Raw genomic sequence first — 20,004 nt, forward strand, 5'->3', positions numbered from 1 at the left:
AAATCAATAAAGTGAGCGTGAATCATGACTGAAAAGCAATTAGATATCCAAGGGGATAGCGGCGCGAAAAGCGTATTTGCCGCAAATGAATTTGAACAGCTGCTGCAAAAAGAATTCAAACCCAAAACCGAAGAAGCTAAAAGCGCTGTAAATAATGCTGTGGCGACACTGGCCCAACAGGCCTTACAAAATGCCATTACTATTTCAGACGACACTTATCAAACCATCGAAGCGATTATTGCAGAGATCGACAGAAAACTTTCCGAACAGATTAATCTGATTCTGCATCATGAAGATTTCCAAAAGTTGGAAGGCGAATGGCGCGGCCTGCATCATTTGGTTACCAACACCGAAACTGATACCTTGTTAAAAATCAAGGTATTGCCCATTTCCAAAAAAGAAGTTGCCCGCAACTTAAAACGCTTCAAAGGCACTGCTTGGGATCAAAGCCCCCTATTCAAACGCATTTATGAAGAAGAATACGGTCAATTTGGTGGCGAGCCTTTCGGCTGTTTGATTGGCGACTACTATTTTGACCACTCTGCACCCGATGTAGAAATGCTCAATAGTCTTGAAAAAATTGCCGCCGCCGCACACTGTCCGTTCATCGCCGGCGCATCCCCCAAACTGATGCAGATGGAATCTTGGCAAGAGTTGGCCAATCCTCGTGATTTGAGCAAAATTTTCCAAAATGCCGAATATGCCCCATGGCGCAGCCTGCGTGATTCCGAAGATTCGCGTTATATCGGTTTGGCTCTGCCACGTTTCTTATCCCGTCTGCCTTACGGTGCCACGACAAATCCTGTCGATGAGTTTGACTTCGAAGAAGAAACTGAAGGCGCGGATCACAACAAATACACATGGGCCAATGCGGCTTATGCAATGGCAGTAAATATTAACCGTTCATTCAAATATTATGGTTGGTGTACCTCAATCCGCGGCGTGGAATCCGGCGGTATCGTTGAAAACCTTCCCTGCCACACATTCCCGACGGATGACGGCGGCGTGGATATGAAATGTCCAACCGAAATCGCCATCAGCGACCGCCGCGAGGCCGAATTGGCAGCATTGGGATTCATGCCGTTGATTCACCGTAAAAATACCGACTTGGCCGCGTTTATTGGTGCTCAATCGCTGCATAAACCGTCTGAATATTATGATCCTGATGCTACCGCTAATGCCCGTTTGTCTGCGCGTCTGCCTTACCTGTTTGCGTGCTGTCGTTTCGCGCACTATCTGAAATGTATCGTACGCGACAAAGTCGGTTCGTTCCGCGAGCGTGAAGACATGGAACGTTGGCTAAACGAATGGATTATGAATTATGTAGATGGAGACCCGATTAACTCCACTCAAGAAACAAAAGCCCGTAAACCGTTGGCTGCTGCTGAAGTGGTTGTGGAAGAAGTTGAAGACAATCCCGGATATTACACTTCCAAATTCTTCCTACGTCCGCACTACCAACTCGAAGGCCTTACCGTTTCGTTGCGTTTAGTTTCCAAACTTCCTTCGGCTAAACAGGAATAGTCGGGTTTGGTTTATTTAAGTGGGCATGTTCATGCCCTGTTGTTGAATCCCTTAATTTTTTAACCTTTTAACAAGGAGAGTAAAAACATGGCTATTGATATGTTCATGAAAGTTGAAGGTGTTAACGGCGAATCAAAAGATTCCAACCACAAAGACTGGACCAACATCGAAAGTTTTGACTGGGGTGCCGAGCAACCCGGTTCGATGACCAGCGGTGGTGGCGGTGGTGCCGGTAAAGTCAATTTCAATGACTTGACCGTAGTTGCCGCTATTGACAAAGCCGCTCCAACCATTCTGAAAAACTGTGCTACCGGCCAACACTTGAGCAAAGTAGAAATTTCCGTATGCAAAGCCGGTGGCGAACAGATCGAATATTCGCGCACTACTTTGGAAGATGTCTTGGTAACCGGCGTGAAATTCATCGGTGTACAAGACAACGATGCGCTGAAAATGCGTTATTCATTCCAAGCTGCCAAAGTGAAAAACCAATATTGGGAACAAACCGATAAAGGTTCTAAAGGCGCTGAAGTTCAAATGGCCTTCAACATCAAAGAAAACAAATCCGCATAACCACTATGCGCATTTAACTGCAGAAGCCTGGCTTAAAAGGCGTTTTAAGTCAGGCTTTATTACAATAAATTTACTTTTCAGACGACCTCTGTCTTCCTGAAAAGTTAATCGGGTTTCAACTATTACACACTTTATACAAATAAATAAGGAGTTGCTGGGATGGATTTGAAGACTAAATTAACGGACATGATTGAGCTTGTACGTTCAAATCCTGACAATCAGGAACACCGTTTGGCATTGATTCAATACCTCTGTCTGAGTGCCAAATGGGAACAGGCTTTAAAGCAAATCGGGCAATATCAAAAACTGTTTCCCGATACTCAAAAGCCTCTGATGCTCTACCTTATTGAAAACATTTCTGCCGAAATGCGTCGTCAAGCAGTCTTGGAAACACAGCAAAAACCCAAAACTCTGGAACAGCACGCAAGTAAACTCGATATTCTTCAAAAACAACTCTCTTTAGTCGCTCATGTTGCAGAGAAAAAAAGCTCTGCCCTTACTGCCGACTATGAAGCCTTATCCGACTGTATCGATGGCACACCAGCGCACATCACTTATCTTCTAGCAGATAAATCAGTTGCTGAAACCGACAGCAACTGGATTATGGACGGCGACGTGCGTACTGCTTTTGTTTATGAATTCTTCTATCAAGGCCACTACTATTGGCAAACTTGGGACTCTATTGAAAGTATAGCTTTTAAAGCACCAAGCTCGTTGCTCGACATCATCTGGAGGTCGTCTGAAATCAAATTTACCGACGGCGAATGCATTCAATGTACCAGCCCCGCCCGCTATGCCGTTTTACCGGACGCAGAAACCGAATGGTCGGATATGCTGATGAACTGTTCGCAAACAGACTGGATAGAAGTAGCCGAACAGCTCTTTACAGGCATGGGTCAAAAAACCCTGTATACCGACAGCCATGATTTTGGTCTCTTAGATATTCGTAATATCAAATTCGGACAACAGCGTTAAACCTTACCCATCCTCCGACTACCGCAATCCATCATGTCGCAATTCAGAAACCAACTGCTGCCTTCTTTGTTTGACAGACTGACAGATGAAGAACCGCGCAAGAAAAAAGAAGCACGCCCAGATCAGGTCATCAATCTTGATCAATATCGGCAGGCTGTTCTGCGCGATATTCTTTACTTACTGAATACCTGCAACATGCAAGCGGAAAGTATGGAGAAAGATCTGCCTGTCAATGTACGCTCTTCCACACTCAATTACGGCATACCGCCCCTGTCGGGAGTGAATTTCTCCGACATAGAATGGCAGGACGTAGAACAAAACATCAAACAAGCCATCATCGACTTCGAACCACGTCTCGAAAGCAAAACCCTGCAAGTTATCGTAAATACCGTAGACGATGATGACGATGCTTTACACAACAAACTTATTATTGAAGTCAAAGGTTACCTGAAACTCAATCCTTATCCCAAAGAGTTCCTGCTACGAACCAGTATGGATGTTGAGACCGGGTTGTTTGACTTGTTAGATGGGGGAAATAGGTCTTGAATAACAAGTTATTGTCTTACTACAATAAAGAACTGACCTTCCTGAAGGAAATGGGCAGGGAATTTGCACAGCAATACCCCAAAATCGCCTCCCGCTTGGCACTGGATACAACCGACATCCCCGACCCTTATGTCGAAAGGCTATTGGAAGGTGTAAGCTTTCTCACTGCCCGCACCCAACTCAAGCTGGATGCGGAATATCCCCGTTTCGTACAAAGAATCTTGGAAGTCGTTTACCCTGACTTCATCAATCAGAAACCGGCAGCAGCTATTGTCAATTTGGAACCTACCGGTCAATACAACGCCGACGTTATCAATCTGCTTGAACGTGGCAGAGTATTGCGCTCATTACCTATCGATGAATTCAAGGTAAGTTGTCCGTTTTCTGTAACTAAAACTACTGAAATCCTGCCTTTACACATAGAAAAAGCCAAATATACCGATTCGCTCGGCTATTTACCAAGCACGCTTCCTGCGCTCAAGGCATCTGCTAGGAAAAAAGTGCAATCTGCCTTGCGTTTGGACTTCTCACTCAGCGTACCTGGCGCATGTTCGGAAATGTTGCCGGATGAATTGTCTGTGTTTTTAGGTACGGAACTTTCTAAGTCATCTGCACTGCTGTTTTTACTGGCCTCAGAATGCGTAGGCGTCGTTTGCCACAGTTATGAGAACCCCAAACAATGGTATTACCCGTTGTCCTCCAAACCGGAACATCGGGGATTTCGGGAAGATGAAGCCTTATCGTTTAATTTGGACAAATCCGTCAGTGCATTCCGAATTATGCAGGAATACGCGCGTCTGCCGGAAAAATTCCTGTTTATCGCTCAAAAAGATATCAAACAGGCTGTCCGTCAGGCTGAGAATGACGGACATTTACCCAAAGTACCCGAACATTTGGAAGAAATCGTAAACGATAAGGGCGTCAATAAAAAAATCATTACTTACCGCAAACGCTATTTCAGTCTTTCATTTTTATTCAGCAACAAAATACCTGAATTGACAGAACTGATCGGCGTAGAGGATTTTTCTGTCAATGCGGTGCCGGTGGTGAATCTATTCAGAAAAAAAAGCTCCCGCTTTCCTGTAAATATCCAAGATCAGGAACACCACGTCATCATCGACCGTACGCAGCCTTTGAATTATGAAGTCTACGCCATCGAACAAGTAAAAGGTTTTGACACCAACAACCGTCAAACCGTTGCATTTTCGCCGATGTACAAAGCGCCGGATATGGGACTCTTCCCCGAAGTCCAAACTCAGCATGCTTATTTTTCAGCACGGCGTGCAGACAGAGTTCCATCGAAAAATTCTGTCAAAAATGGCTTCCGTTCTTCCTACTTGGGCAGCGAAGTGTTTTTGTCTCTGGCAGACAATCGGGATTACGCTTTCAATTCCGGCATACAACATCTTTCCGTAGATGCTTGGTGTACCAGCAGGGATTTACCGCTGATGATGCCGCGTGACGGAGAGTCCGATTTCCTGATTGAAGGTTTCCTGCCGGTTAACTCTATTAAGCTGATTTCTAAATTGACACGTCCTCAAGCTGCTGTGAGTGAGGATCGGACACTTTGGTCGTTTTTAAACCAATTAAGTTTGAACTATCTGTCATTATTAAACATCGATCAGGAAGATGCACCCGTCACCTTAAAAGAGCTTTTAATGGTGTTTGTCTCTTCTGAAAATGATTTGCTGAAAAAACAGATTGAATCGATCACACGTATTGAGACTTCCATTGTGAACAAGGTAGTCCGTCATTATGGAGTCGCAGCTCCTGTTCGAGGCATCAAAATCACGGTTACACTGGATGAAGCGCAATTGGGCGGTATCCATCCCTTCCTGTTCGGCTCGGTTTTGAACCATTACTTCCAGCGTTTGGTGTCGATTAACTCATTCATACAGCTTCAAATTGACACGCTCCAACAAGGACATATGGCTACTTGGCCGACTGCTGTTGGAGAGAGGGTAATCGTATGAGTCCGGTTAACGCTCAAACAGATTTTGGCGACACATTGGACGATACATGGGACGAAAAACTGACTGGCTTTTTAAACAAAGTCGCCTCCCAGCCCTATAAATACGATTATTTTTCACTCTTGCGCCAGCTTGAGTCCGTCAAATTTGTTACCGGCGGGAAATTATTGGGCAAAGCCGTCAGCCCGAAAATGGAAAAAATAAGGATTCGCCAAGAGCCATCACTTATTTTTGCTCCTCGCAATATCCAATCGGTTGCCTTATCGCCGCGTTATGTGGAAATTTCTATCAACGGATTTGGTTTGTTCGGCCCATCCGGCCCCCTGCCCTTACATTTGACTGAATATGCCTATGAGCGTCAACACCAGCACGGCGACCAAGCATGGACCGGTTTTGCCAATATGTTGCAACACCGTTTGGCTGTCCTGTTCTATCGGGCATGGGCCAACGCTCAGAGCATTATTTCTTTAGATAAAAATGCTGAAGACCGTTTTGGGAAATATATCGCCAGCTTTAATGGGCTGGATACACCGGCCATACATAACAAAGGCTTAATCCACGAATTTGCCAAGCGTTATTTTGCCGGTCTGCTGATGAAGCAAAGCCGTTCGGCAGCCAATCTTCAGCAATTACTCAACCGTTATTTCAAAGTCCCCGTTACCATTCAAACCAATGTTGGGTATTGGGTTGAGGTTGCGGAAGAAAAAACGCAAATCGGCATCATGGGTAACTATACGCTGGGAGATGGCCTGCTGCTGGGCGACAAGCTTTACGATGTTCAAAGCAAATTCCGCATTATCATCGGTCCGCTTACGCTACCCGCTTACCGATCATTCTTCAAAGACGGTATCAATACCGCCCGCCTACGGGAATGGGTAAGGCTGTTTGCCGCAGATGAATATGAATGGGATATACAGCCTGTTTTAATGCAAAAAGAAGTACCGCTCATGGACTTAGGCGGACAAACACAACTCGGCTTAACAACTTGGCTGGGGAATGTTTCCCGTGATGCCGAAGACTTGATCGTCAGCAACCATTAAACAGCTTTTTCAGACGACCCCTTTGTCGGGAAAAGCTTCTTTCAAAATATTTTTAGACATACTTGGAATAACTTAATTTAAGGACACATCATGTCAAACATCAGCCGCAGCGTATTATTTGGCAAGTTGAATACCACCTTGTATAAAACTCTGGAAAATGCCTACACCTTCTGCCGTCTTCGTGAAAACAGCTACGTTGAGTTGGTTCACTGGCTTCATTCTCTTCTACAAACCGAGAAAACCGACATCTTCTGTCTGATCAACAGTTTTAATTTAGACGAAGCAAGAGTCCGCAAAGATGTATTGACAGCTGTTGAAAAACTTCCTGCCGGCTCGACTGCCGTCATCGATTTTTCCGAACATATCCAAACCCTTGTCGAGCAAACTTGGACATACAGCTCGCTCAAATTCGGTACCGACAAAATCCGTACTGCTCATATTTTCTACACCATTCTGGAAAATAAAACTTTGCAGAGTATTGTGGCCAATATTTCATCCGAGTTTCTCAAAATCAAACCTGAAACATTGGCAAACAATATCATCGCTATTACTGCAAACTCTGAAGAAAATCTTGATGTTACCCAAAACGCCTTATCTTCGGAGCCTAACGCTACCCACAAAGAAAGTGCATTGGCCAAATACGGCAGCAATCTCACTGAAAAAGCCAAAAATGGCGAAATAGATCCCTTGACAGGTCGCGATGCCGAAATCAGGCAAATGGTTGACATCCTGATGCGCCGCCGCCAAAACAATCCAATTCTCACAGGTGAGGCCGGTGTCGGTAAGACAGCCGTCGTCGAAGCACTGGCATTGCGTTTGGCGGCCGGAGATGTTCCCCCCGGATTGAAAGACGTTCAATTAATTTTGCTGGATATCGGTTTGCTTAAAGCCGGTGCCAGCGTCAGTGGAGAATTTGAATCACGCCTTAGAGCGGTTATGGACGAAGTGGAATCCAGCCCGACCCCAATTGTGCTCTTTATCGACGAAATCCATACCTTAATTGGCGCCGGCGGTGCAGCCGGTACGGGCGATGCAGCCAACCTGCTCAAACCTGCGCTCGCCCGAGGCAAACTGCGTACTATCGGTGCGACAACATGGGCAGAGTACAAAAAATACTTCGAGAAAGACCCTGCCCTGACCCGCCGTTTCCAAGTGGTGCAAGTGGATGAGCCCGACGAAAACAAAGCCATCAACATGCTTAGAGCATTAAACGCTTCTTTGGAAAAACACCATAATGTGATTATTCTCGATGAAGCAATTCAGGCAGCCGTAAAACTTTCCCATCGCTACATACCTGCACGCCAACTTCCCGATAAAGCTGTCGGTTTGATTGATACCGCTTGCGCGCGTGTTGCAGTCAGCCAGCATGCTGTTCCCGGCCGTATTGAATTTTTGCGGAAGAAATCCGAGGCATTAAAACTTGAACAAGCAAATTTGGAACGTGAGAAAAAACTCAGTTTCGATTCTGAAACACGGATAACCAATATCGGCAAAGAATTAACTGAAGTCGAAGGTCGTCTGAAAAAATTAGAAGACAGATGGAAATCTGAAGCAGACTTGGTTACTGAGCTGTTAGAGGTACGTGAACAAATCATGCAAGCGGAAGAAGGAACAGCTGAGAAAGAAACCAAGCAGCTGCATACCCGCCAAAAAGAGTTGGTTAACAAACTGAAAAAACTGCAAGGCATCCAACCGCTGGTTATGCCCTTAGTGGACAGCCGCACCGTTGCTGACGTTGTAGCTGACTGGACAGGTATTCCCGTCGGCAAAATGATGAAAGATGAAGTTGAGGCAGTCTTGCAACTTGCCGATACTTTAAACAAACGCATCATTGGCCAACGTCACGGCTTGGATGCAATCGCCCGTCGTATCCAAACATCACGTGCGAATCTGGATAACCCCAACAAACCTATCGGTGTTTTCATGTTGGCAGGCCCTTCAGGCGTGGGTAAAACCGAAACAGCATTGGCTCTAGCCGATACATTGTACGGCGGTGAACAAAACGTAATTACCATCAATATGAGCGAATATCAGGAAGCTCATACCGTATCCACCCTGAAAGGCGCGCCTCCGGGCTATGTCGGTTATGGTGAAGGCGGCGTACTGACTGAAGCTGTACGACGTAAACCTTATAGCGTCATCTTGCTTGATGAAGTAGAAAAAGCACATCCGGATGTGCATGAAATCTTTTTCCAAGTATTCGACAAAGGCTGGATGGAAGATGGTGAAGGCCGTTATATCGATTTCAAAAATACCATCATTATCCTAACTACTAATGTGGGTACGGATTTGATTATGGATATGTGTGATGACCCTGAAATGCTGCCTACTCCGGAAGGTTTAAACAAAGCCTTGCGTACTCCCATGCTGAAAACTTTCCCTGCCGCGCTACTAGGCCGCATGCAAGTGATTCCCTACTATCCGTTATCTGACGATATGCTCTCAAAAATTGTGGAATTGCAATTAGGCCGTATCGTAGACCGAATTAAAGATAACCACGGTATCGACCTTCACTACACGCCAGAAGTGCTCAAGCTGATTACTTCGCGCTGCACAGAAGTTGAGTCAGGTGGCCGCATGATTGATGCGATTCTGACCAATACAGTTTTACCGCAAATCAGTCGTGAACTGCTTACTTGTGCAACTCAAGGCAAACAAGTTTTAAGTGTAAATATTGATGTAAGTAACCATGACTTTACTTATCAATATAAATATAAACCTCGCAAGAAAAATACTTTATAATTTTAGAAAATATTAAAAAAATTTAGTCTTTCTAATTAATTATAACGAACCTATTTATTTCTCCAGTAGTCATATATTGCATGACTGATTGAAGTATTTGTTGTCAGACGTAATCAATACTGATGGACTTGAAGGCAATTAAGATGCATAAACAACTAATAAAATATATATCGTTCTTAATGATATCTTTAATGGTAAGCTCATGTGCTTCCGATCATAAACCGCCTAAAGAATCTGATGAGAGCGGAGAAAAAATTGATGTACAAATCATAGTTTCCCCTGATGCGAATCCTAATATAGTTGGCCAACCTTCTCCCATCAGATTGGATTTATATCAGTTGTCTTCTGACGGGGAGTTCAAAAAATCAAACTATTTTGAACTTACTAACAACGCCAAAGAAAATTTAGGTGATAAATTAATTCAGCAAAACCAATTCATGCTGCATCCTGATACGGTTACCATATTGCCGATCAAAATGGATTCCCACCTGAAATATCTGGGTGTAGTCGCAAGTTATCGAGATTTGGATAACAGTCAATGGCAATTGGTATTATTGAAGCAGAAGAAACGATGGTATCAATTTGGTAAACATTATTTCTATGTAAACGTTGGCAAAAATAAATTAACCCAATTATCAAAGTCAGAAATGAAGGACATGTTAAAGGAATATAAAGAGCGGCACCCTGACGATAAAAAAATTAAAGAAAATGGAAAAGCGCGCAAATACGGCAGCGACCTTAGTAAAGGTGTTTTCCGTGAAGAAAAATAATAACTAAAAGATTAAGGATAAAGGCATGGCAATAGAAGCAAAAGTAGTTTGGTCGGAGGGTATCTTTATTACCCCCCAGCATTTCCAGCAATTTGAACGTTATCTTGAATCCGGCCTACGCCAATTAGCCGTTTCTCAAGAGGGGCATTTTTGGGGATTCTCTTCGCTGGTGTTAAATTCAGACGGCCTCAAACGAGGGGTAATCGGTATTAATGAAGCAGAAGGTGTTTTTCCTGATGGTTCTGTATTTTTGTTCTCTCAAAAACAACTCGAAAATTTGAGTCTAAAAGTTCCTGCAAATATTAAAGACACCAAAATCTGCCTAGCTGTTACTCTGCCTTCTTCTGTAAATAATGAGATTTATTTTCCCAATCAGGATTCTTCAGACTCATGTCGCTACAAAGCTTTTAATAAAACTCTAGCAGACACTACAAATACTGAATTAGATGGTCGTCAAGTAACACTGGCAGATCTTAACCCGATGTTAGTCTTAGAAAACGACTTAACCAGCGGACAAACTGCCCTGCCCATTGCTCTGATCCGTTCCAGCTCTGCGGATTTTGAAATCATTTTAGACGAATCATATATCCCGCCTTGCCTCGGAAGTCAAAAGCAACAACACCTAAAAGCCTATATTTCAGAGATTTATGGTTTATTGATGCAAAAAAGCAATAGCTTGGCTAATGCTGTGAACGATCCTAATACCGGTGGCTCTGTTGAAGTTATGGACTTCATGATGCTTCAAACCATTAATCGATATCTCGCATATTTACATCATGAAAATGAAGGCGCCCGACAAACGCACCCTGAACAATTATTCATTAATTTATCCAAACTATGTGCTGATTTAATGACCTTCCTGCCTTCTCGCAAAGTAGGCGATATCCCTGTCTATGAGCATAATGACCTAGCCTCATGCTTTAGCAACTTATTTTTCAATCTGCGTAAATCATTATCCATCGTTCTTGAACAACGCGCGATTAGGATTCCGCTGGATATGCGTGATGAAGCCACTCGTGTTGCTCAAACGCCAGATCAAAGCCTACTGGATAAAGCTTCATTTGTTCTTGCTATCAAAGCTGATATGCCAAACGAAGCATTACGTCAAAAAATTCCAAGCGTCGTGAAAATAGGTACTGTAGAAAAAGTAAAAGAATTGGTTGCTTACCACCTGCCCGGAATCAGAGTGCACGCTTTATCTGTGGCGCCAAGAGAATTGCCATACCACAGCGGTTATGTCTATTTTGAATTGGACAAAAAGCACGAGCTGTGGGACATGTTTGATACTTCATCAGGCATGGCCTTCCATTTAGCCGGTAATTTTCCGAATTTAGATGTTGAATTTTGGGCAATCAAGTCTTTAAGTTAATTTGGTTCAATTTGGAATTTCATTATGGATAACCAGAATAATGCTGCACACAGCATCGTAAGTATTTATAACCCTTTGATTGAGGCAGCCAAACCGGTTTTTATCTTAGTCAATGCGATGCAGCAAACTACCAGTCAATTGTCTACCGACAGTTTGATCAACAAATTTTCTATACTAATCAATAATTTTGAAGAAAATGCTGAAAAAAACGGAGCAAGGTACGACGCTATCCAAGCTGCAAAGTACTGCCTATGTACATTCGTAGATGAATTAGCTGTTCGTGCGGGTTGGGCAGATGAAACTTGGTCCAAAAACAGCCTGTTAGTCTCTTTCTATGACGAAACATGGGGCGGAGAGCGTTTTTTTGAGATTATTCAAAATCTGAAGCAGGATCCGAATAAAAATATTGATTTATTAGAGTTCATGTACTTATGTTTGCAATTTGGCTACAAAGGCAAATATCAAGTATTAAACAGTGGTGAACTCGAAATCGACAAGATTAAGAGAGATTTGCTTGCCTTAATTCACAGCAAACGGCCGGATCAAACTGCTGAGCTTTTCAAACACAATCCAATTATTACCAATACCATCCAACGAAAACAGAGGCTTTCTATTCCTTTATGGGTTGTAGGTGTTTTAGGGGCAGTCGTCTTGGGGGTGGGCTATTTTGCAATGCAATGGTCTTTAGGCGATGACTTTGATGTCGCCAGCACAAAAGTTAACAATCTCAAACTCCCTTCTGTTACGGCTAAACAGCAAGAAACACAAAGTACTGTCCGACTACGTCCTTTATTGGAAAATGAAATTGCTAGAAAGCTAGTCTCTGTAGAAGACTTTCAAGATAGAAGTACAGTCACTATTTTGGGTGACGGTCTCTTTGAGTCTGGTTCTGCACAAATTCAAGACCAATATTACCCTGTCTTGGCAAGAGTCAGCCAAGCTTTGGATAGCGTAGAAGGGCAAATCGTAGTGACCGGATATACTGACAATCAGCCTATTCAGAGCTTGAACTTCCCATCCAACTGGCATCTCTCTCAAGCTCGTGCAGACGCAGTAAAAGAAATTTTATTGAATTACATCAAAAATGGCGGAGCTCGTATTCGTTCTGAAGGACGTGGCTCGACCGATCCTGTTGCGCCAAATGATACTTTGGAAAATAGAGCCAAAAACCGAAGGGTTGAAATCACCCTATTCACAACTGGAACCGGCCCTAAACTGGGTAGCGCAGTGGAAGTAAAAACCAATACTTCAACTACTCAGCCAAGCAGTGATGTGAATACACATCAATAATCTGAAATTGGATTGATACGGAAAAACAAATATGAAAAAAATTCTTTATTTTCTAGGCTCCCGTTCTTTATGGGTAATGCTGGGTATCGCCGGTCTGATTATATTGGTATGGTTTATCGGCCCACTGATTTCCATAGGTGAAATTCGCCCCTTAGAAAGCAAGGTCATTCGCCTTGCTGTGTGCGCCGCCATTATCGGCATTTGGTTGGCTAAAGCTATATTTCGCCAATATCGTGAGTCACGCCGAAACGCTGCCTTACTGAAGGAAATCCGCGCAGCGCAAGAACCCATCTTGAAAAATGCAAGCGATGTTAGCTCAATGAGCCGTCAGTTTGCTGAAATGGATAAAGTACTGAAAAACGCTAAATTTTCCAGATCTAAAAATAGTTTATTGGCAAGATTGGAAGAGGGGCAATATCTTTATCAAATGCCGTGGTACGTTGTTTTAGGTGCTGCCGGTTCTGGTAAAACAACAGCATTAAAACGCTCTGGTCTCAACTTCCCTCTAGAAAGCACTTTAGGAACATCTGTAAGCGGCTTGGCAGGGACGCGCGATTGCGATTGGTTTTTATCCGATGAAATCGTACTTCTCGATACTGCAGGCAGATTGTCTTTACATGACAACCACAGCAATAAGGACTCCAGCGACTGGGAAGAATTTGTATCCCTACTGAAGCGCTACCGTCCCAAACAACCTATCAACGGTGTAGTAGTTACCGTAGGAGTGGACGACCTTTTAGGCGGTAAAACCAATATTACCGAAATTTCTGCAGAACTTCGCAAAAGAATCCACGAAATGCATACCAAATTAGGTATACATTTCCCTGTTTATCTTATGATAACCAAACTGGATTTGCTGCATGGTTTTGACAAATTCTTTGATCATCTGACGGAAGAACAAAGAAACCAATATTTGGGTATTTCTCTTTCTGATACCGAGGGAATGGAAACTCCAATTGCCACTGCTTCCAATGCTTTATCGGAAGTTGTTGATAAATTGCGCTCTTCTATGTTGGGTACCATCCATCAATTGGAATCTTCTGAAGATAAAGCAGCGGCTTTTGCTTTCCCTGAAGAATTTGAACGTCTTAATCAGGCGGTACTTTCTCTATTTAAAGAATTATCTAAATCTTCAAAATTTGAGCAACCTATCTCGTGGAGAGGTGTTTATTTCTCAAGTGGCACCCAAACGGGACAACATTTCAATCCCATATTAGATGGCTTGCAAAACGATTTTCAATTATCGAAAAAATACTTGGATTCGGATCGAACCAAAACTCAAAACAACGAGCGAAGCTTTTTCCTGCACAGGCTGTTCTCTGATGTCATCCTTAGTGAAGCAAACTTGGCGGGAGAAAATAAATCTTGGTTTGTCAAAAAACAAATGCTCTATTGGTTAGGAATTGGAGCTATTGTCACCATAGTCGCCGCCTGCTTAGCCATGATGCTGAACAGTTATTCAAATAATCGCTCATATCTTGAGCAGGTTGGCGATAAAGCAACCAAACTGGGTCAAGAGGCGAAGAAATACACTGAAGCTCCCGACCTGCTTAAAGCAGTAACATTTGCAGAACATGTCAAAGATACGACCAGTAGTAAAGAGATTCCGGATCTCTCTTCCCCTCCCCTCAGCTATCGTATGGGTCTTTACCAAGGCGGGCAAATGGCAGATGTAGGGGAATCTGCCTACCGCAGAATCCTGCAAGACAATGTGATGCCGTTAATCAGTTTTAAATTAGATGAACTTCTGCGTACAACCAGCGGCGCAGACGGCATCAATGGTTACAATGCTTTAAAAGCTTATCTGATGATGTATGACAAAGAACATTTTGATGCCGCTTTTATGCAAAATTGGCTGATGACTAATTTGTCTAAAGCAGAATCTTCAGGTATGAGTGAGCAACAGAAAAAATCTCTTGAGAAAGCTTTAAACCAAATACTCTCCAAACAAAGCATTACTCCCAGCGTACCCTATGATGAAGAATTGGTAGAACGCCGTAGGCAGGAAATTGCCCAAAGAGATATTGCTACCATGGTACTGGAAGATACCATCAACACAGTTGCTCTCTCAGGCAAAGAAGGAATCACACCTGTTTCTTTTTCAAGCATGGGCGGCGTACAAAGCCACTTATTGTTTCGTCGCAAAACTGGCGGAGCTTTAAAAGAACCGATTAACTTCATTTATACCAAAGAGGCTTACATTACCAAGGTCTTACCTACTATGGTCAAGTCGGCAGAACAGTTTTTTAATGAAGACAACTGGGTATTGGGTAGTTATGCATCACAAAGCCAAAGCAAAGCTTCTGTTCTTTCAGATGCTCAAAAGCTTTATTTTGGCAATTACATCAAGGCATGGAATAACTATTTGTCTGATTTGTCATTGGTTACGCCCAAGTCATCTCGAGAAAGTATTCAGATTGCCAAGCTTTTATCAGAGAAAAATTCTCCTTTAGTCAATATTATCAAAGGTATCAGCGACAATACGACGCTTACCATTGATAAAAAGATAACGGATAAAGCAGACAGTAAAATTGCCGACTGGTTGAATAGAGCAGGACTGTCAAAGCTCCTAGATGCTGAAGGAGAGGCTAATGTAAAAAATGAATTGTCTGCTTTAAAACTGGCCACTCCCGTTGATGATGCTTTTGCGGATTTCCATAGTTTAACTGAAACCGCAAATGATCAACCTCCAGCAATTAACAGTGTTACTGAAGCCATTAATGATTTGTACGTTTATTTGGTTGCCGTTAATGTCGCAGTCGAAAAAGGGGTAGATTTGCCTCCTGATGATCCGTTTGTGAAATACAAAGCTGAAGTAAACCGTCTTCCTATGCCCTTCCGCCCAATGTTAGACAGCTTTTCTGAGATTATTTTGAAAAACACCGACAAAATTGTTGATGAAAAGCTCATGTCCACCTTGGAAAAACAGTTGGCAACCGTAACAAACAGTTGCCAAGAAATACACGAACAGGGTTACCCTTTTGACAGAGGTTCTGAAAACAATGTTGCCTTAGAAAGCTTCACCAACATATTTGGTCCCAACGGCATGTATAGCAAGTTTACTAATTTATCAGGTGAGGCCGCCGTATTGGCGCGTTCAGAGAAACTGGAAACATTAACGGCCAAAAACAGCGCATTTAAAGACCGTTTTTCCAGGCTGAACGACATAGCGGCAATCCGACAAGGATATTTCGACAAAGGCTCGGAAACACCCACTTTTGACTTTACAGTCAAAGTCTTGATTCTTGACTCCAGCTTGGAAAGTGTGAATGTTTCTTATGCAGGGAAAAGCTATGTATACAGTCACGGTCCAGTCAATCCTGCAACCTTTACTTGGCCTTCAAAAGAAGAAAACGCCTTGGCAAAAATAGATATTTCCTCCCCTCAAATCAATAGTGCGGGTATCAGTTCAACCGGGCCGTGGTCAATATTCCGCCTGATTGAAAAAGGGAAAATCATTCGCCAGACAGGAAACACTACCGTTGTCGAATACAACATCCAAGGAAAAAACGTTGTACTTGAATTTACTACGTCCACAGCCTTTAATCCCTTTAATTTAAACAAATTAAGGAATTTTCAGTGCGTTTGATGGTCATAATGAGAATGTAAGCAGGTCGTCTGAAACCACTCATTCCAACATGCTTCTGCCGCAACCCTATGCATGATTGAAAATAGAAAAACCGACACTCAAACGAAATTGGTTTTTAATATCAACAAGGAATTTCCCGAAATGAATAGAACAGTCGTTGCTCATACACCTTTGGGATCACAACTTTTATTCAAAAAAATGCTTGGAACAGAATTTGTTTCCAACCTTTTTGAATTTAATATCACTTTAGTTTCCAAAGATTCCAATTTACAAGGCAAGGATATTATCGGTCAGCCTATAACATTGGAAATTGACACAGAAGCAGGCAGTCCGCGCTATCTGAACGGTTTAGTTACCGACTTCGGTTACATTGGCGAAGATGAAGACGAAGAAGACTATCACGCCTACACCTGTACAGCCCGTCCGTTTATGTGGTATCTCACCCAAAATACGGACAGCAGGGTATTTGTCGACAAGTCCGTTCTGGATATTGCCAATGAAGTCTTGTCGCCGTTCGGCTTTCCCTTCCAGGTAAAATGCCAAAAAGGCTATCGTACCAGAGGATTTTGTGTCCAATATCAGGAAAACAGTTTTAATTTCCTAAACCGCCTGTTTGAACAGGAAGGCATCTACTATTATTTTACCCACAGCAACGGTTCGCACGAGCTCGTCATCGCTGATGATGTCGGTACTCTAGAAGCCATTCCTTCTCCCAACATTCCTTACCATTCCAAAAATACTGCGCCCGGCGCACCCAACATCGCCTATATCGATGTATGGGAAGAACGTGATGCCCTGAAATCCAGCCAGTTCGTGACCCAAGAATACAATTATAAAAACGCCAAAGTCCCGATGAAATCTTCTGATTCGGTTCACGATTTCAGTTCTGTCCCGATGGAACATTATGATTTCTATACTGGTTTTAGCGATGTTTCCGAAGCGCAAAATTACAGTCAGGTACGCAGTGAAGATCTGAAAAGCCAAACCAAGATCATTACCGGTTCAGGTACTGCATTGACGGTGGCTCCAGGTTATACGTTTACCCTGAGCAAACATCCGCATTCATCATCCAATACCGAATACACCATTCTGAAAGCAGACTATGATTTTGAAGAGGCCGGCTATACCACTGGCGATCGTATTGGCAAATTCAGAATTTCATTCCGCGTATTGCCCAAATCCTACCCATACCGCCCTCCCCTTAAAACGCCAAAACCCAAAGTTTTGGGCACACAAGCGGCGACGGTAACGGGCCCTGCCGGAGAAGAGGTTTATACCAACGAGTATGGCGATATTAAAGTCCAATTCCATTGGGACCGCTACGGCAAAATGGATGAAAACAGCTCCAACTGGGTTCGGGTAACGCAAGGCTCTGCCGGCGCGGGATATGGTTCTATCAACACCCCGCGTATCGGTGAAGAAGTATTGGTCGACTTCATCAACGGCGATGCTGACCGACCGATTGTATTGGGTCGCCTGTATAACAGCGCAATGTCGCCACCATGGGGCTTTCCCGCTGCGGCCAAGCAGTCAGGTATCAAAAGTAAAAGTTTTAATTCGCCGCTTGCCAACTTCAATGAACTGATGTTCAACGATACTGCCGGTTCCGAGATGGTCAATTTCCAAGCGCAAAAAGACCTGACCTCGCTGGTTAAAAATAACGAAACCCGCAACGTCAACAACGACCGTACCACCACGATCGGTAACAACGAAACCGTTACAGTAGTGGGCGATCGGGCGAAAACCGTCCAAAAAAACGAAACGGCTTCGATTACCCAAAACCGCACAAAATCGGTGGGTCAAAACGAGACCTCCAGCATTACCCAAAACCAAAGCATTAGTGTGGGTGACAACCAAAGTACCAGCGTAGGTAAAGACCAAAGTGTCAACGTGGGTAAAAATCGCAGCCGTTCTGTTGGCTTGAACGAAAAAGTAGGCATAGGTCAGAGCCAAGCGCTGACTGTCGGACAAGACCAGAACGTTGCTGTCGGCAAAAACCAAGCGCTGACCGTCGGCGCCAACCGTAACAAGACCGTTGTTGCCAACGAAGTCAGCAGTATCGGCGGCAACAAACAGGAAACCGTCAGCCTGAACGGTATGAACAATGTCGGCATCGGACAGATGACCAACATCGGTGCCGGCTATATGCTGAACGTCGGTGCAGGCTGGATGACCAATGTCGTCGGTGCAGAAATGCATAGCGTCGGCTTGGTGATGGGTCTCAACGCCGGTATGAACATCGGCCTCAACGCAGGTCGAAACATCACCCTGTCCGCAGGCAAGAAAATTACCATACAAGTCGGTAGTTCCATGATTTTGATTGATAAAAACAAAATCAGCATCGTCAGCAAAACGATCAAGATCGTCGGCACCAAAGTAGTGGACATCGACGGCAAAAAAGTCGATATCAACTAGAGAAGATATGCCATGTTTGAGTTGCAGAACTTTACCTGCTTTCATACGCAGCAGTTTAAAAACATCGACCAAACAGATCGGGCTTATGATGTAGTCGTCGCCAAAGTCAGTTACGAGTTTGAAATTGACCCGGAAACAGGAAAAACGGAGCTTACGTTTGCCCGCAAGCAAACGCCACTCACGTTTGCCGATACCTATTACGGTGATCCCTCGCAAACCTCAACTCAGTTTGAAAGCGACTTCAGCCTCTACAAGCCCAAAACCGACTTGGTCGTCAATGCCACCGCCTATGCACCCGACGATGTCCCCTCTCGGCAATTTACCGTATCCGTAAGTATCGGCGATTACCAAAAAAGCCTGGCGCTTACCGGGGAACGTTACTGGGTGCGTGAGGCGGCAGGATGGTCTTTGAGCGAACCTGACCCCATCCTTTCCCTGCCTATCCGCTATGAGTTTGCCTTTGGCGGCAGCGCAGTCGAAGATGACCACACAGGCTATCAACAAAACGCCATCGGTATCGGCTACTATCCGAAGGCCGAACTCAAAAAAAACGGGTTCAAGCGGACGCTGAAAGCGCATCAAATCTACGACCCCGCACACCCCGTGCGAGATCCGTCCGATAAGGCCGCGCCCGAAGGCTTCGGCTTTATGCCCCGTTATTTCGCACTGCGAGCCAAACATACCGGCACTGCCGATGCGCAATGGATAGCCAACCGTGCCCCGCTACTGCCTGAAGATTTTTCTATGGCTTATTGGAACGGCGCCCATCCCTCGCTGCAGCTTCCCCATCTGAAACCCAACCATATTTACGAACTGACCTTTACCGGCATGGTGCATTCCTTCCAAGCACCCAACCAACGCTTTACCGTTGATTTGCCGGTAGAAACCGTGTTTGTCCACGCCCATACGGCAACCAACTCGTCATTGTGCAAAGATATGGTATTGGACACCATCCTCGTCGATGTAGAACAACGCCGCATTGATTGCAGCTACCGCACATCTTTTCCCGAAGAACTGGAAATTGCGGCATGCCAGCTCAGATTCATCGCCCGACACGAACGGGCAGATCAAATTGCAGCCGCCCAAGCTTGTCGGGATTCACGGGATGAATTTATCCCAATCCCACCATCTTTAGCAGCACACGCATAAACCACACATAGGTCGTCTGAAACCCTAAACCCTCATTCACCCAGCTTTCAGACGA

13 protein-coding genes are annotated in these 20,004 nt (G+C 44.1%); all 13 read left to right on the top strand.

Annotated elements, in window-relative coordinates; all coding sequences use genetic code 11:
- The first annotated feature begins 24 nt into the window (after window positions 1–24).
- The 13 genes from tssC (at window position 25) to ACMYUL_RS00120 (ending at window position 19,949) form a co-directional block, all read left to right on the top strand.
- The gene (gene tssC, locus ACMYUL_RS00060; protein WP_003761727.1) at window positions 25–1,524 is read left to right on the top strand and encodes a type VI secretion system contractile sheath large subunit; all 1,500 of its coding nucleotides are present in this window, start codon (window positions 25–27) and stop codon (window positions 1,522–1,524) included.
- Between the two features lie 87 nt (window positions 1,525–1,611).
- On the top strand, window positions 1,612–2,094 hold the full coding sequence (locus ACMYUL_RS00065) for an Hcp family type VI secretion system effector (protein ID WP_003761730.1): 483 nt from the start codon (window positions 1,612–1,614) through the stop codon (window positions 2,092–2,094).
- Window positions 2,095–2,253: 159 nt separating this feature from the next.
- Complete coding sequence (locus ACMYUL_RS00070; RefSeq protein WP_070871337.1) at window positions 2,254–3,069, top strand: type VI secretion system accessory protein TagJ; 816 nt, start codon at window positions 2,254–2,256, stop codon at window positions 3,067–3,069.
- A gap of 33 nt (window positions 3,070–3,102) precedes the next feature.
- The gene (gene tssE / locus ACMYUL_RS00075; protein ID WP_342032171.1) at window positions 3,103–3,615 is read left to right on the top strand and encodes a type VI secretion system baseplate subunit TssE; all 513 of its coding nucleotides are present in this window, start codon (window positions 3,103–3,105) and stop codon (window positions 3,613–3,615) included.
- On the top strand, window positions 3,612–5,588 hold the full coding sequence (locus ACMYUL_RS00080) for a type VI secretion system baseplate subunit TssF (protein WP_415771422.1): 1,977 nt from the start codon (window positions 3,612–3,614) through the stop codon (window positions 5,586–5,588). Before tssE ends, ACMYUL_RS00080 begins: the two co-directional genes overlap by 4 nt.
- Window positions 5,585–6,625, top strand: coding sequence for a type VI secretion system baseplate subunit TssG (gene tssG / locus ACMYUL_RS00085; RefSeq protein ID WP_415771424.1), 1,041 nt, complete (start codon window positions 5,585–5,587; stop codon window positions 6,623–6,625). Before ACMYUL_RS00080 ends, tssG begins: the two co-directional genes overlap by 4 nt.
- A 90-nt stretch (window positions 6,626–6,715) precedes the next feature.
- The gene (gene tssH / locus ACMYUL_RS00090) at window positions 6,716–9,367 is read left to right on the top strand and encodes a type VI secretion system ATPase TssH (protein ID WP_415771426.1); all 2,652 of its coding nucleotides are present in this window, start codon (window positions 6,716–6,718) and stop codon (window positions 9,365–9,367) included.
- Window positions 9,368–9,510: 143 nt separating this feature from the next.
- Entirely contained in the window at window positions 9,511–10,137 is a 627-nt protein-coding gene (tssJ, locus tag ACMYUL_RS00095; RefSeq protein ID WP_342032173.1) for a type VI secretion system lipoprotein TssJ, read from the top strand.
- A gap of 25 nt (window positions 10,138–10,162) precedes the next feature.
- The gene (tssK, locus tag ACMYUL_RS00100; protein ID WP_342032174.1) at window positions 10,163–11,506 is read left to right on the top strand and encodes a type VI secretion system baseplate subunit TssK; all 1,344 of its coding nucleotides are present in this window, start codon (window positions 10,163–10,165) and stop codon (window positions 11,504–11,506) included.
- A 24-nt stretch (window positions 11,507–11,530) separates the two neighbouring features.
- Window positions 11,531–12,796: a type VI secretion system protein TssL, long form gene (gene tssL, locus ACMYUL_RS00105; RefSeq protein WP_415771429.1), complete on the top strand. Its 1,266-nt coding sequence runs from the start codon at window positions 11,531–11,533 to the stop codon at window positions 12,794–12,796.
- Window positions 12,797–12,827: 31 nt separating this feature from the next.
- Entirely contained in the window at window positions 12,828–16,385 is a 3,558-nt protein-coding gene (gene tssM, locus ACMYUL_RS00110) for a type VI secretion system membrane subunit TssM (RefSeq protein ID WP_342032176.1), read from the top strand.
- 72 nt (window positions 16,386–16,457) lie between these two features.
- Window positions 16,458–18,800: a type VI secretion system Vgr family protein gene (locus ACMYUL_RS00115; RefSeq protein WP_415771432.1), complete on the top strand. Its 2,343-nt coding sequence runs from the start codon at window positions 16,458–16,460 to the stop codon at window positions 18,798–18,800.
- A 12-nt stretch (window positions 18,801–18,812) separates the two neighbouring features.
- On the top strand, window positions 18,813–19,949 hold the full coding sequence (locus ACMYUL_RS00120) for a DUF2169 family type VI secretion system accessory protein (protein ID WP_415771434.1): 1,137 nt from the start codon (window positions 18,813–18,815) through the stop codon (window positions 19,947–19,949).
- Window positions 19,950–20,004 lie beyond the last annotated feature (55 nt).

Origin of the sequence: Neisseria sp. CP9, from assembly GCF_047758525.1 — a bacterium.
Lineage (GTDB): Bacteria > Pseudomonadota > Gammaproteobacteria > Burkholderiales > Neisseriaceae > Neisseria.

Bases quoted from the DNA above. Each gene is read 5' to 3' on its own strand.
- ACMYUL_RS00115 (WP_415771432.1), top strand. From the start codon at position 16,458: ATGATTGAAAATAGAAAAACCGACACTCAAACGAAATTGGTTTTTAAT.
- tssC (WP_003761727.1), top strand. From the start codon at position 25: ATGACTGAAAAGCAATTAGATATCCAAGGGGATAGCGGCGCGAAAAGC.
- ACMYUL_RS00120 (WP_415771434.1), top strand. From the start codon at position 18,813: ATGTTTGAGTTGCAGAACTTTACCTGCTTTCATACGCAGCAGTTTAAA.
- tssJ (WP_342032173.1), top strand. From the start codon at position 9,511: ATGCATAAACAACTAATAAAATATATATCGTTCTTAATGATATCTTTA.
- tssE (WP_342032171.1), top strand. From the start codon at position 3,103: ATGTCGCAATTCAGAAACCAACTGCTGCCTTCTTTGTTTGACAGACTG.
- tssG (WP_415771424.1), top strand. From the start codon at position 5,585: ATGAGTCCGGTTAACGCTCAAACAGATTTTGGCGACACATTGGACGAT.
- tssH (WP_415771426.1), top strand. From the start codon at position 6,716: ATGTCAAACATCAGCCGCAGCGTATTATTTGGCAAGTTGAATACCACC.
- tssL (WP_415771429.1), top strand. From the start codon at position 11,531: ATGGATAACCAGAATAATGCTGCACACAGCATCGTAAGTATTTATAAC.
- tssM (WP_342032176.1), top strand. From the start codon at position 12,828: ATGAAAAAAATTCTTTATTTTCTAGGCTCCCGTTCTTTATGGGTAATG.
- tssK (WP_342032174.1), top strand. From the start codon at position 10,163: ATGGCAATAGAAGCAAAAGTAGTTTGGTCGGAGGGTATCTTTATTACC.
- ACMYUL_RS00070 (WP_070871337.1), top strand. From the start codon at position 2,254: ATGGATTTGAAGACTAAATTAACGGACATGATTGAGCTTGTACGTTCA.
- ACMYUL_RS00065 (WP_003761730.1), top strand. From the start codon at position 1,612: ATGGCTATTGATATGTTCATGAAAGTTGAAGGTGTTAACGGCGAATCA.